The 14496-nt window shown below is 67.9% G+C and carries 5 protein-coding genes and 2 pseudogenes; 2 read left to right on the top strand and 5 right to left on the bottom strand.

Annotated features, from left to right (window positions below):
- Both ACFZBD_RS33705 and ACFZBD_RS33700 read right to left on the bottom strand, forming a co-directional pair.
- Positions 1–306 (bottom strand): hypothetical protein (locus ACFZBD_RS33705; protein WP_391147216.1); only part of this gene is annotated, 306 nt, incomplete at its 3' end.
- Between the two features lie 1614 nt (positions 307–1920).
- Positions 1921–7176 carry an RHS repeat-associated core domain-containing protein gene (locus ACFZBD_RS33700; RefSeq protein ID WP_391147213.1) on the bottom strand — a complete coding sequence of 1752 codons (5256 nt, stop codon included), beginning with the start codon at positions 7174–7176 and terminating at the stop codon, positions 1921–1923.
- Positions 7177–7827: 651 nt separating this feature from the next.
- On the opposite strand from ACFZBD_RS33700, the pseudogene ACFZBD_RS33695 reads away from it, so the two are divergent.
- A pseudogene (locus tag ACFZBD_RS33695) lies at positions 7828–8018 on the top strand (hypothetical protein); the annotation flags it as partial.
- A gap of 272 nt (positions 8019–8290) precedes the next feature.
- Here the strand turns inward: ACFZBD_RS33695 and ACFZBD_RS33690 are convergent.
- The 3 genes and pseudogenes from ACFZBD_RS33690 to ACFZBD_RS33680 all read right to left on the bottom strand — a co-directional run bounded on the left by ACFZBD_RS33690 (position 8291) and on the right by ACFZBD_RS33680 (position 10632).
- Positions 8291–9061: a hypothetical protein gene (locus ACFZBD_RS33690; protein ID WP_391147220.1), complete on the bottom strand. Its 771-nt coding sequence runs from the start codon at positions 9059–9061 to the stop codon at positions 8291–8293.
- A gap of 666 nt (positions 9062–9727) precedes the next feature.
- A pseudogene (locus ACFZBD_RS33685) lies at positions 9728–10108 on the bottom strand (transposase family protein); the annotation flags it as partial.
- A gap of 95 nt (positions 10109–10203) precedes the next feature.
- A complete protein-coding gene (locus ACFZBD_RS33680; RefSeq protein WP_391147210.1) occupies positions 10204–10632 on the bottom strand; it encodes a hypothetical protein in 429 nt (142 codons plus the stop codon).
- A 1669-nt stretch (positions 10633–12301) separates the two neighbouring features.
- On the opposite strand from ACFZBD_RS33680, the gene ACFZBD_RS33675 reads away from it, so the two are divergent.
- Complete coding sequence (locus tag ACFZBD_RS33675) at positions 12302–13690, top strand: hypothetical protein (protein WP_391147207.1); 1389 nt, start codon at positions 12302–12304, stop codon at positions 13688–13690.
- Positions 13691–14496: the final 806 nt, after the last annotated feature.

Genomic DNA, 14496 nt, shown 5'->3' with positions numbered 1-14496 from the left:
GATGAACGCCTTCCCCAGACCCATCCCCTGGCCCAGACCGTGCCGGTCCACCCCCGCCGCAGCCGCACCCTGGCCATACGACAGCGCCAGCTCCACCCCCGCACCACCACGCCCGGGCAGCGACACCAGCGGCAGCACCATGGCAAACGCACCCGTCTGCTCACTGACACTGCCGCTGGCACCCCCGCCCAACACCACCGCACCCGACACCCCCGCCGGACTGGACACGGCCGCCGGTACGGAAGCAGCAGCAGTGACAACCGGCACCGTGGTAACCGCCAACACCACCGCCGTCGCCAGCGACACCCGCCGCAGCCAGCCCCCACGGCGCCCCGCACCCCTGGCCGGCACACCGGTGAAGACACACAACACGGGACGGGAAGGCATACCGGCTCCAGACACAAGAGAAAACACAGGCACCCGAACCCAACACCGCCCACACCTCCCAGGGGACCCTGCCAACAGAGGCGCATGCGGGCTGCGCGGAATGGCTGATCGGCCGGCACGCCCACAGCCGATCAGCCATCCACCTGCGTGCGTGGCGCCCGGTCTGGGCAGGGCAGCTCTGGAGGGCCGCGCTCGAGCGGGAGGCAGCCACCGGGAAAAATGGGGGAGCGCCTGAAAAGCAGAACGGCACAGCGGCGAAAACGATCCAGGTCTTATGTTGCTGGGGGTCAACTCGGCGTGGTGGTGTCATGTTCAGTCCCAGTGGCCGGCGGTACTGGGACTGGCTGGCGGAGCCGCCTATGGCCTCACCCCGCCTCATATGGCGGACACCAGAGATGACCGAACATGCAGGTCGCTGGTGTTGAGGTTCGGGTAAATTATCCGGTTCTGGCGCTGGGGTCGACCGACTGCCGGTGTTAGAGCTGGGAGGCGAGGCCTTGGTCGGGTGCGACACCCTTTGGTGGTCCGGGTTCAGGCTCAGGTGCAACTCATCAAGGTCCGGCTCTTGGCCGAGCCGCTCGACGTGGGGCTGGGGGCGGAGCCTTCTTTGCGGCTTCGAGGGGCCGATCTCGTTGGCTGACGGACGGCCGGGGGGAACGGGGCGGCAGCCGACATCTCCCTGGGCCCGAGGCTCTGGCCAGCGAGCGCGATTGTTGCAGCGAAGGCCCGTTCAGGGTCGGCAGGCGTGCGGTTGTGCAAGCAGCGGCAGAGGCAGCCGAGGAGCTTCTCGAGCGGTTCCGCAGGGCGGTGGTGTGGCGTGCACCGGTGGAACGCCGGCTGTCGTAGTGCTCGCGGGGTTCGTACGAGCGCAGGGCTGCGTAGGCCTACTCCGCAGGGTGCCCCGCAGGCCGGCGACCAGCAGACCGCGCGGAGTCTCGATCGCCACCGGTATGGGCTCCTCCGGACTGTCGCCGTGGCGGACAGCAGCTTCAACAAGGTGTTGGAGCCGGCACTGTCGTCGCTGGCCCTCAGCTTCCCCAGCTGGCTGCCGTCCTGATCAACGACTGCGATGTCGTACTGGTTCTCGGCACGGTCGATGCTGCAATGGACCTTGATGAACCTCGTTCTCCCGTTCCCTCAGTGTTTCGTGGTGCTGGCCGGTATATGCGGAGCACGCGACGCTCTGGCAGAAGCGCTCGAAGCAAGCCATCTCATGGGCAGTTCGTGTCTCCAGCGGCCAGGCAGGGACCTCGGCCTGCTGGAGAGCTCCAGGCTCGCGAACTGCTGAAAGTCCGGCCCCTGCCGGCGGGGCGGGGACATGAAGTCCTGGCTGGATGCGATGCCGCCGGGCGGGGCGCGGTCTTGCTGAACGGATTGCATCCCCGGATCCACCTTTGGTCGCCGCCCGACGGCGTATGAGGGGGGAGCCGGTCTGACCTGAGGGGCCAGCCCGGAACGGCGGCAGGCGTCCGCCTCACACAGCAGGCCCTTGCACTTCTGTACTCTGGTCCGCTGCTGAGCTATTAGCAGAGGTCAGGTGACTGTCCACGGACCGTGCGGGATGTGGGTATCGGATTTCAGCAGGGCGTCCGGGTCGAATTGCGGGTTAAAGTATTCGATTCCGTTCCTGGATGTAGCCTTGTATACGAATTCGCGTCTTACTCCGTATGGGAAAGCGTACTCCTGCTGGTGGATAAAGTCCGGATGCCGGGTGGTTTTGTTCATTACAATTCCGCCGGGAGCTCCCATGATTTCGTATGTGTATTCGTAGTGCCAGCGGGTGGTGGCGAACTGCCTGTTCCGGCTGAACCCTACGAATTTTGACGCCGTATTCAGAGCCTGATACTCAAGAAGTGAAGTGGCGGGGCCTTCAGACCTCGGCGTGAATCCCTGTTCAAATATCTCGTGCGGCGGTCTGCTGTCGTTGCGGTAGAGAGGCTGGAGAGTCGAGCTCACGTGCACCCTCGAAGACACCCCGTGGCGAATCTTCTCAGGAACGCGATCGTAGTCGTGCGCTACAACGATTTCCTCGCTGGATGCGCGGCCGGGGTCGTTGGAGGCCGGGAACCTGCGGGCGTGCCGCTGTGCTTTGCTGGTGTAAGGGACGGGCAGGTTACGCAGGGAATGCTTGATGTATCCCGTTGCGTATTCTATGTGCTTGGAGGGGGCGAGAGCAGAGACACCTCCTAGCAGTATGCCGAGGGAACCGACCGCGAGGGCAGTTATGTTAAGGGGGTCGTCGAGCTGGCGGCGTCCGGTGGCGAGAGCCGCAGTCTCGAGGGCGGTTGAGGCCAGGTCGAGGGCGGCGCCGGCCAGGGAGATGCCCATAGCGGCGGCACTGGCGCCCCAGGTGGCGATGGCGCTGAGGACGGCGGCGCCGGCCGTGAGGCCCATGAGCAGATAGCTGGCCCAGTCGGGGATTTCGGTAGTGCCGTCGGGGTCGACGTTGGTGATGGGATTGGCGCCCATGGCCTGGTAGCGGTTGTGCCGGGGTTCGGGGTCGGGGGTGGTGAACCGTCCAGTGCCCGGGTCGTAGAGGCGCGTTTTGAGGTACTGGGTGCCGCCGGGGCCGGTGTATTCACCCGCGAAGGTGAAGGGCTGCCGGCCTGCTCCGGCCGGAGCAGGCGGCTGCTGGCCAGGGGTTCCGGCCACGCTAGGGGTGGCTCCTGGTCCGGCTGGCTGCCCGTAGTCGGTGTACTGCCAGGCCTGGGACACCTGGCCGCTGCTGGTGGTGAGGGCGGTGGTGTTCCCGTGCCGGTCTGTAATGAGGTAGCCGGCGCCGGTGGGGGCTGCTGCGTCTGCTCCGCCGCCGGTAAGGGTCCGGGCGTGGCGGGTGCCGGCTATCAGATAGGAGGCGGTGACTGCATCCTGAGCCTCTGCACCGTCAGCCGCATCTGCTGCTCCGGTGCTGCTGGTGTGGGTGTCGTTGAGGATGGCGCCGTCAGGAGTGTAATAGAAGCGGGTGGTCTGTTCCGGCGGGCTGCTGCCGTCTGTAACGCTTCTGTCTGCCCCGGCGGGGGTCTCGGTGGTGGTGGCGCGGGTGCCGTCGGCCCAGTATGTGTAGCGGACAGCGGAACCGTCGGGGCGGGTTTGGGCGACGGGCTGGCCGTGGAGGTTGTAGGTCCACACGGTGTTGTCGTGTGCGGTGGTGAGGTTGCCGTCTGTGTCGAAGGTCTGGGTGTATTCCTGGCCGTTGACGGTGCGGGTGGCAAGGCGGCCGGCGGCGTCGATGCCGTGCGTGATGACCGCCGTCTGCCCGGCCTGGTCGCCTGAGTGGCGTGTCGTCTCGGTCTTCACGACGTCCCCGGAGACGTTAAGGGTATAGCGGCTGCTGAGTTTCTCCCCGTCCGGGCTTGAGACTTCCGATCCGGTGAGGCGGTTGTAGGCGTCGTAGGTGTAGCCGGTGGTGGTGGTGGTGACCGGCCCGCCTGGGGTGCCGTCAGCGCTGGCTGCGGGGCCGGTGTCAGTCCGGGAGGTGAGGTTGTTGTGGCTGTCGTAGGTGTAGGCGGCCTCCGTGATGAGCTGGCCGTCGCTGGTGGTCTTCTGGTGCCGGATCTGGTGGGCGTCGGTGAACTCGGTTTCGGTGGTGACGCCGTTGCCGCGGTCGGTCTTGATGATGCGTCCGAGGCCATCGTAGGTATAGACGACGGACGCGGTGACGGGACTGGCGGTGTCGTCGTGTTCGCGCTGAACGGCCTTCGCGATAGTTCCGTCACGGTTGTAGGTGTAGTACGTAGTGAGCCCAGCCGTGTCGGTGGTCTTTTCCAGCTGGCCGTCATCGCCGTAGTCCTGCCGGACGGCCCTACCGTCGGGGTAGGTGACGGAAGTGACATGGCCATCGGCATCGTAGGTATAGGAGATGAGGCTATTGGACTTGTCGCCGGGGCTGAACACTTCAGTGACAGCGCCGGTATGAGGGTCGTAGCTGTAGCCGGTTCTCTCCACCGTTTTGCCGTCCGCGGAGGTGACCGCGGTCTCAAGGAGCTGACCGGTGTCCCTGTCGTAGCGGTAGGAAGTGCGGATCCCGGAGGGGGAGACGGTCTGCGCGATCTGGCCGCCGTCCGTCAAAGCGAACGTGGTCTTGCTTCCGTCAGGGCGGCGTTCCTCGGTGACCTGGCCCGCAGCGTTGCGCAGGCGGACAGTTCCCTGGCGCCCCTCGCCGTCCGATCCCGGGATGAGGGTCTTCACGACGGGCGCGCCGGTGAGGTCGGCGGGGGCGAAGGCGGTGATCTTCTGGCCGGGGAATGTTCCGGTGTTCTGCGGGGTAAGGGTGGCGGCCTCAGCGGCGCCACCGGTGCCGTAGGAGGGAGTGACAGCGACATCGCCGGAAACGGTCCGCTTCACCCGGCCGAGGCTGTCGTAGGCTGTGGTGCTTCCGGTTCTCGTGGTGCCGTCGGCGTACGACGATGCGGTGGTGACGGGCCGTTCGGCGTAGTCGCGGGTTACGGTGGTGGCGACGGTGGCTTTGGCGGGGTCGGTTTCCCCTGCTGGCAGGGTCAGCGTGGTGATTGAGGAAGTGTCCGCGGTGGCGGCATCCGCGTAGATGGTTAGCCGGGTGATGCCGCTGGGTGCGGTGGTCTTGACCGGTCGGCCGAGGTAGTCGCTGGTGGTGAGGGTAATGCGGCCGGCCTGGTCGGTGACCTTCGCTGTCCGCCCCCCGTCTTCAAAAGTGACGCCCTGCAGGGTACGGGCAGCCGGATCACCCGTGAGCCTTCCTTCGCGGACATTGTCGGTGCGCTTCACCACCCGCCCCAGCAGATCCCGGTGCTCCACCGTCACGTGCGGGCGGCCGTCCTGACCCGGGGCGGTGACGGTCGTCGTGGTGGGCGTGTAGGCAGTGGTGGTGAGCAGGCTTTCACCGTCCGGGCCGCTGGGGACCTTCCGGCTGACCGGACGGCCGGCCAGGTCGTAGCCGGTCTCCGCTGTCCGGCCGGCCGGGTCCGTGACCCGGATGACCTGCCCGGTGACAAGGTCCGTCACCTCGCTGCTGACACCTGCCCCGCTCTTCACCATGCCGGTGCGTGTCCGGGCGCCGGTATCGACCGTGCTCTCGTAGGTTTCCGCCAGCGCGTCCGGTCCGCCGGTGCCCTGTGGCTCCGCGCCCGGCGCCCAGGTGACCGTCCTGCCCGAAAGCTCACCGTGCCCATCTACCCGGAAACGCGTTACCGTACGTGCCGAAGGTTCCTGTTCCCCGGCATTCTTCACCGCTTCCGTTGTGCTGGCGACGCTTTTGCGGTCCGCCGACAGGGTGTGTTCGGTGATGGTCTGGGCGCCGTCGCTGCCGGTAACGGTCACCTTCACGGGCAGGCCGTACCCCGCGGGCTGCCCGTCGCCCCCGCCGCTGTCGGCCTCTGGCCCGGTGTCGCCCGTGTGCCGGGGCAGGGCGGTGGCGTCGTAGGCGGTGACCGTGACCGCGCCGGTGACGTCGGTGCGCTCGGTCTCGCGGCCGTGTTCGTCGAAGCGTGCGGTCTCGGTAGCCGTGCGGCTCATGCCGGTCGCCGGGTCGTGCACGGTGTCGGTCGCGCGGACGGGTTTGCCGTAGTTGGCGGGCAGGGCGGAAGCTGGCGGCGGCACCTGGCCGTTCTCACGCTCGCCCTCATAGGTGAGTTGCTGGCTGCGCACCGGCTTCAGCTCACCGTCCGCGTTCAGCGACACCGTGCGTTCTTTGAGGAGGTGCAGGCTGTTGTACACGGAGCGGACGGTGGAGTGTCCGTCCGACAGTTCGGTCACGTACCGGTAGTCCGTATCTGCGGAGTCAAACAGCGCATCCGCGGATGCGTACCGGCCGCGGCCGGTGAAATCATGCCCCGCATGCTCCCCTTCGGTGCCCAGGCGGAAGGTGCGCTCCGGGGCCAGGCTCCGGCCCTCTGTGTCGGTGACCTTAAGAGAAGAGACGGTGGGCGTGCCGTGCGGCTGGTCGTAGCCGATGCGGGTCACAGCACCGGTGGGTGCTTCGACGCGGGTCAGGAGCCGTCCGGGCATCCCGTCAGGGGCGTGGTCCCATGCCAGCTGAATCTTCTGGTCCTCCGGATAGGCCAGCGAGGCAAGCCGCCCGCCGTCCAGGTGCAGCACAATCCGCGGCTGTTTGCCGTCACTGCGCACCGGCGAGGTGATCGTCACCTCGCCCTCGGCGCTGTAGTCGAAGGCTACAGCCTGCCCGAAGGCATCTACCGCCTTCAGCAGCCGGTGCTGGCCTCCGTGAGTCTCCCACTCGTAGGCGGCCTCATTCCCGAACAGGTCCTGCTCGGCAACCAGGTCACCCTGGGGGGAGAAGAAGTGTTTCCGGCCGTCGTGATAGGTGAGGACCCAGCGGTACTCCCGTGGCCCATCCTCGAGGCCCTCGCGCGGGGGGAGCGTGCCCGGGGCGTCGCGGAGGGCGAGGTCTTTGAGCAGGTAGCGCCCCAGACCGGTGCCCTCGGTGTCGCTGGTCCTGATGGGGTAGCTGCCGGCGCCGGAGGCAGTGTGCAGGGTGCCGCCGTCGGCGGGGTCAATAAACGGCTGGCCCAGGCCCATTCCCTGTCCCAGCCCGTGACGGTCTGACCCGGCTGCGGCCGCGGTCTGGTCGTAGGCAAGGGCGATTTCGATGCCCGCTTCGCCGCGGCCGGGCAGGGAGACCAGCGGCAGCGCGGTCTGGAAAGCGCCGGTCCGTTCATGAATATTGCCGGTGGCGCCGCCGCCCATCGCGACCGTCCCGGACACCCCCGTCCCCGCCGCCGCGGCGGCTCCGGCCGTCCGGGTAGCGGTAGCGGTGCCAGGCGTGGTGATGCCGGGCACCATGGTGACGGTCATGACGACCGCTGTAGCCACGCTGGTCCGGCGCAGCCATCCCTCCCGCCGCGTGCCTGTATTGCCGGGGACTGCTGGGCGGGGGGTGCCGGCTGGCGGACGGAATGGCATAGCGGCTCCAGAAGACACAGGACGGGTGAGGGACCAGGTAACCGTCGGGCCGTGCGGGTCGGCATCGGACAACAAGATCCATTGAGGCCGGCGTGCCACCGCCGATTGGTCTGGTCAGCTTGGGGACACTGGGAAGGATCTTGGTTAGGGCCAGGTTCCCGCTGGGCCGTCACTGACCGGACAAACACAACTTGGTCCCGCTGAGCCGTTCACACATGAACCCGGCAGATCAGCAAGCGTTAACGGAAGTTGACCCTTCCGGATTCGGAAAAGATCCTGTCATGTGAGGAGATCGAGTGAACGGCGTCTTCTTCCCAGTGCCCGTTTGAGCTGCGCCGTCGTGCGGTGCGGATGGCCGCCGAGGTGCGCTACGGCACCGGGTGGGCCTTCCTGAACCTCACCCCAGCCCACCGAAGGCCGACTCGATCACCCACCGTATGGCAGTGGCTGGAAGCCTTCTTCTGCCGGTCGGTGCACGGTTGCCGCCAGCTCGGTCAACACGTGCTTACCGTCGGCGGACTGTTCGCTGCTCAGCCTCTTCCCCGCTGGTGGCAGTTCGAGTCGCTGTACCGCGCCAACGCCAAGTACCGGCCGCCCTGAGAGCGGCGCTCATGCTCTTCGGGAGGAGGGCCGGCCTGCTGCGCGTCGGCCTCGTCGCCGGCCGCGCCGGCGGCTGCCTGCGCCCGGGCCTCCCGGCGCGGATGCACCGCAGGCATCTGGAGGGCCGGCGGTGAGCCCCCGGCTGGCGGCGCTTCGCCCGTCACGAGCGGGGGCCGCTGGACACCACCGTACGGACCGGGCTCGATACCGGAGGGCAACCCTGAGGGCGCCGGCGCCGTCTGCCTCACTGCGCTTTTCCAGCTCGTGCAGCTTCGTACCGACGGTCGGCCTGCCGGCTTGGGGCGCGCTCGCCCAGCTGCTGCTCGTCTTCGGCACAACCTGGCGGACAGCGGGCACGTCGCGGCTGTGCTGGTGCTCAAGCCGGGCGAGTCCTGGCGGGGCACCGTCAGCCGCCGCCGTCGGACCCGTGGCCTGGCACCCGTTCCTGGAAGCCGCCGATCACCTCGTGAAGTCTGCGCCGCACCTTGTCCCAACGCCGGTCGTGTCGGTAGGTCCGCAGCCGGGAACGGGCCCGGGCCTTGGGGCGGCGCCGGTAGAGGCGCCGGGACCACCAGGAGCCGGGCCGGGCGAGGCGGACCGACCCGATGATCGCCACGAACGGCACCAGCGTCCCGAGCACCGCCAGCCGGAACTTCCCCTTCATCAGGGTGGTCAGGACGAAGAGGAAGTTGACGAGCAGCGTAAGGATGAAGACGCCCCGGTTCTGCCGTTGGTCCGCCGTCAGTGCGTCGACGCCCAACGGCGAGAAGCCGCCGAGAACCAACATCACCAGGGCCGCAGTCAGCACAACGACCTCGACGCTCTTGCGTCCCTGGTCGCTCCAGTAGACGTCGTCGAGGTGGAGGACCAGCGCGAACTCGTCCAGGACGAGTCCCGCGCCGATCCCGAAGACGGCAGCGAAGATGCAGGCAGTAACGCCTTCCCGGCCGGCGGCGACCGCCCCGAAGCCGCCCAGGACGGTGAGGACGACGCCGGGTACGACATGGTGGATGTGGAGTCCGCCGACGGATTTCACATTGCCGAACGGACCCTTTCCCGCCCGGATCATGCGCACGATCATCCGCGTGACCAGGAACGTCACCACGAACGAGAACAGGGCGATGAGCAGCGGGAGTTTTCCCGGCTCGACGAAGTTGCGGTAGAACCAGTGACCCATGCCACCTTCTTCGGACATGCACTGTATGAGTGATATGTGCAACTTACAGGGTGGCGGCCTGGCAAACCCTGCCCGGTGGGACGGCCTGCGTTTCACCTTCGGCCTCCTCACCGCGCTTCCCGCCCGCATCACTCGCTGAGACAAGGACGCGGCACTCGCCCGCATGCCTTGGGCCCGGTCACGGGCTTCGTGGTCAGGCTGCTCGCGGCCGCACCCGGCTGGGTGCTCCTTGTTGCGCACCGGCCTCGCCGCCGGACGCGCCGAGGGCTTCCTGGAGGCCCCCGGCACCCACCTGGAGGGCAAGCGGTGAGAGGGCGAGGTCCAGCATGCCCCGGTAGGCGGCCGGGGGTCCGCAATTGGAATAGGAGGCGGAGGATTTCCTGCCCCCGGCCGGAGATGACCGCGCCATCTGGAAAATATCTTTAGATAGTGCTGGGCGTCGGCACGAGCGGCCCGGATACCGATGTGACAACGCTGCCGATACCGAAGCGGAGGTTCACCAGCGGCGCAGGCAGCACGAAGGAAATGAGGTCTTCGGCCATGGCTATAGCGACGGCGTTGAGTACGCCGAAGAACCCGGGGCGGGGGTTCAGCTGCCCGCAGCGCCGCCAGTGAATGCCCCGATAAGGGACCAGCCAGCCAGCACGGCCATGCAGACCCCACCGGTCCGCCACGGCCGGCCGGGGGCCGGCGGGCCTGGACTCCGGTGGCGTCCAGTCGCAGCTCGGCCACCCCCGGCGTGGGCATAGACGGACACGTCAACCAGGATTCGAGGCCGCAGACCAGGACGGTCACGGACCGCGCATCCACGCTCGGCGAGAAGCCGGCGTACCTCACCGATCGCCCAAGTGATGGCGGAGCGGTCGCCACCGAACAGCAGCCCCAGCACCGCATGCGGAAGACCGTGCCGCAGACGGATCAGAGCGGCCACCCGCCGGTCGGAGAACACCAGGTGGTGCCGGGCGCCGGCTCCTGCCGCACGCTCCCTGGCAGCACACCATGCTTCGTGACACACCCCTCGGCCACTGCCTGCCGGGGATCGGCCAAGCCCGCGTGGTGTCGATGGTGCGCTGCCAATCAGCGTGTCCACCCGAGCGGCAGTCCACACCTGGACCTCCACGCAGCCGGTCGGCACCTCGTGATCAGGCAGCAGGGAGGGGGAAGCCGGGGTTGGCGGGGGTGACGGCGAACTGTGCGGCCTGGTCCTGTGTGCCGTGTCCGGACAGGGTGCCGGAGCCGGAGGCGTTCCAGATGTATGTGCCGGTGGAGGCGGACTTGATGGTGATTAGGCCGTCAGCCGTCGTGGCCAGCCTGAACCTTTCCCAGGGGCCGGCTGCGTCTGCGGCTGCTCTCAGATGGTAGGTGGGGCCGGCGGGGCCGTTGGTGCTCTGGTCCGCCATGAGGAACTTGCCGTTCAGCTTCGACTTGAGCGCGACCTCGTTCCTGTCCAGCGGGACGATGGTGAAGGTGCTGGAAGCGTCCGCTTCTTCCCGGTCCTGGGGGCTCAGGTAACCGCCCTGCGTCTCCCCGCCGAGCGTGGTGACGTACCTGCCACCCAGACGCAGCGTCATATCCGCCCCGGCCGACTCACCGGATCCAGCCCCTCCCCCCCGTCAACAGCTTGAGTACCTGTACTGGTCTTCAGGATGACCCTGGGCAGAGCTTCCATGCCGTACCCCAGCTTTGGGAACCCGGGCATCGCGGTCTGGGCGTGGATGTCCGCATGCTGCGGCTCCCCCGTGCACGGAGCCCCGGCCACCGACCCCACGGCGTAGGCGAAATAGGGGTAGCTGTCGGGGACATGAATGTCAGCCTTCCGGGAGGTGACGGTCTCACCGGCCGGGCAGGTGAAATCAACAGGCAGAATCAGGCCCCAATGAGGAGCCAGACGCACCTCGCCAGCCCGGACCTCAGCCGTCCCCCCGGGCGCAGACGCGGCAGAAGCGGCAGAAGCCTCCCCCGACATGCCGGCAGCCGCCACAGCCACGCCCACCGCCAGCACTGCGGCCCGGTTCCTCGTTGTTCTCAGCTTCACCAGAACTGCCTTCCAGCCTGAGGGGCACCGTGCCCGCGGCGTCTTCGCATCCCACAGTCCGCGGTGATCACCAGTACCGGTATCGGCCGGCCAGACACTCAGCCGCACGACAGACAACCCTGCAAAGGCGTACACAACCAGTCGGCGGCAGCGAATCCTGGGTCCTGGCAGGGGCAGAGGCCGGCGCCGGCCTGGATCGGGGCGCAACTGCCAGACCGGCTCGGCAGCCTGCCCGGGGGAGATACGGCAGCCCGGCGGTATTGCCCCCACGGCGTTGGGCGCCGAGCGTCACCTGCGCGCGCAATATCGGCATAGACTTCCGCGAAGGTGGGGCCCTGCTGGTCGCCTGGCCTGCCCCACCCGGCCTTTTGTATGCCCTCGTGGTGCGGGGTCACGGTGCTGACCGTTACCTGTGGGGTGACCGCGGTGCAGGCTGCCTGCGTCCCGGCGGGCCCTGATCGCCCCTCGTGTACCTGCGCAGGCAACGCCGGGCCGGGTCAGGAAGAGCAGCCGTGATCACGCGTCTGGCCGCCGTGCACTGCGGCAGGCCCGCCCTGAGTGCGCCCCTCGTCGACGGCACGACCGCCGGATGCACCGCGAGGGCGGGCAGCCAGGACGGCTGTTCAGACAGGCACCGCACGCACGGCGAGTACCAGATGAGCCACCGGCCTGGGCCGGTGGCTCATCTGGTACTCGCCGTCCCTGCCCGGACGGAGATCACCGCTGCCCGCACCCCGCCACACTGTCACCACATCTGTGGCGGCTGAAGACCGCGGCCTTCGCGGACAAGGCGTACCGGGGTGCCGGCGAAACGAAAGTTCACCCTCACTGCAGGCCCAGGACATCCCACGACCATGCAGGCGGCCTGGCGTTCCGCGCTGGAAACCAGCATGCCACCAGCCGCGGAAGCAGCGTGCCAAGGAGCGCAGAGCAGGAAAGGCCCTATGCGGGCGTAGCGCTGGTCGGCAGGCCACCGACATGCACCCACACCCGAAACGCCAGCTCTGCATCGCCACCCACTGCCAGACCCGGAAGCCCCGGCACCAGGGTCGCGCCCGCACTCAAGCACTGACACTCCCGCACCGACTCAGGATTCGTCCTGCCGCCCCGCCGACCGGTGGATGGTGGCCCCGCACATCCCGCAGGTTTCCTGGACAGGACAGGCTATCTGAAAGCGGCACAGCCGCAGTCGTAAAGGAAGCTCTATGCGAGCCACAATGTCACTACGGCGCGGTCTGCTGGCCGCCATAGCGGTGGCTGCAGCAGCCATTCCCCTGACAGCCGCAGTCAGCCCGGCCACCGCAGCAGACACCATCCCCACCGCGAGTGCCGAACGTGATGAGACGGCAGCGGCGGGTGTCCCGTCGAGGCTGGCGTTCACCTCTGAAGGCATTGCTGTCCCCGAGAGCCTGCAGGAGGGCGGGGTGAGCGCGATCGCTGTCTCGGACTCCCCGGGTTACGGGGTTCTGGCGGTCAAGGATGGCAACATCGTCAAGGTGAACGGGTCCGTCGGCGTTCCGCAGGACCTTCAGAGCGGCGGCGGCGTGTCGGCGCTTGCCCTTGGCGGTCCCGGCCTGGCAGTCAAGAACGGCAACGTCCAGCAGTTCGGGCCGAGAACCTGGTGTCCCGATGAGTACCTGACCAGCATGCCGGCGGTCCTGGCCAGCGGAGGCGGTGCCACAGTAGTGGAATCCAATCCCAGGCTGCAGGCGGCGTTCGCCGTCAAGGACGGCAAGCTCTACCAGTGGGGCTGCAGCAGCGACCTCATCGCCGTGCCCGCAGACCTGTCCACCGGTGGTGTCACCGAGGTCAAGAGCAGGGGGACCTCGGCCCTGGCAGTCAAGGACGGCAACGTCCACGCCTGGGGCCAGGCCCCCCGGGTACCGGCTGAGCTGGCCGAGGGAGGCGGGGTAACCTCCATCGCCCTGTCCAACAACGGCAGGACGGGGCTGGCCGTCAAGGACGGCAAGGTCCACAGATGGGGCGAATATATCGGTCTCCCCGCGGGCGTGGATGACGGCCGTGTCACCTCCGTTTCGGCCGACATCAACGGTGCCACCGTCGCAGCGGTCAAGGACGACGGCACCCTGATCAGCTCGCAGGACCCAGATGGGGTGTTCCACAACCGCGGGATCACTTCGGCGGCCGCCGTCACCGGCGGAGTCTTCGTCATCCAGAAGACCCAGACCGATGTGACTCTGAACAGCAAGGACGGCTACCTGATCACCCGGCCTGGAACCGCACGGGACTACCTCGGCTTCGGACATGCAGACACGCCCCAGGACGCAAAAACGTTCACCGCAGTCCTGCTCAAGAACAACGAGATAGCCCTGAAATCCAGGCTCAACGGCAAATATGTCATGGTGGACCAGAGCACCACTGGTACCGCGGACCCGACCTACCACCTGCGGGCTGCCTCCGATCAGGTCGGACCATGGGAAAAATTCACCCTGCACAAGACCGACAACGGATCCTCACTCCTGAAATCGGAATCCACTGGCAAGTACGTATACAACAGCAACGGAACCCTCACCGGCACTGGCACCGAAACCCAGGCCGCGGGCTTCGACATGCAGCCCTCCCCCGCGGAATAGCACGGCACGGCTCACGCCTTCCGCTTCGGCGCCAGACGGCTACACCACCCGGAGTGCGGTCGGCAGCGGCCTCCCGATGACCCGCAGGAACGGGTCCCCGCCGGGCCTCCGGCGGGCCCGTCTGGCGACCGGGGCTGACCGGTGGCAGCACGATCGGTCTGCACAGCGCCTGCGGGTGGATGGCGGCCCGGCACGCCTCCGGCTTCATACCCAAAGAATGCGGAAGTGCCGCAGCAGAAACGAGGCTCCGTATGCGAGCCACGGTGTCTGACAGGCCCCGAGCCTTTCGGACACGCGGTCAGATGAGATATCTGCAGGGTGGGGGTCTGACCGCGGGGAGTACGCCAGCGCCTCCTGGGCCGAGTGGTACAACAACCGCCTGCTGCACTCAGGCCTGGGCATGATCAGCTCCACCGAGTTCAAGGCAGCCCACTACGCTGACACATAGCCATGAGCAGACTGATCACCGGCCAGCAAAGGACCGGCAGGAATGTCGGAACGGTTCAGGGCGCTGCCCAGGACCTACCAGGCCGTCAAAGGCCGACCGATCAGCCGACCCCAACACCGGCCCGGGGAAGCCCTCCCTCCCGATACCCCCGCGCATCGGGAAGCGGTTGGGTGGGGTCCATGGCTCACCCCTGTACCGCTGCCTTCTCCCCCGCCCCTCGCCGCCCCCCCCCCCCCCGCGGGGGGGGGGGGGGGGGGGGGGGGGGGGGGGGGCGGCGGGGGGGGGGGGGCCCCCCCCCCCCGCCGCCCCCCCGCCTCCGCCCCGCCTCCGCGCCAGGTTCACAACCGCGGATCCACCG

This window comes from Streptomyces sp. NPDC008121, assembly GCF_042957155.1.
Classification (GTDB): Bacteria; Actinomycetota; Actinomycetes; order Streptomycetales; family Streptomycetaceae; genus Streptomyces.
This window is presented reverse-complemented; position numbering and strand designations above follow the sequence as displayed.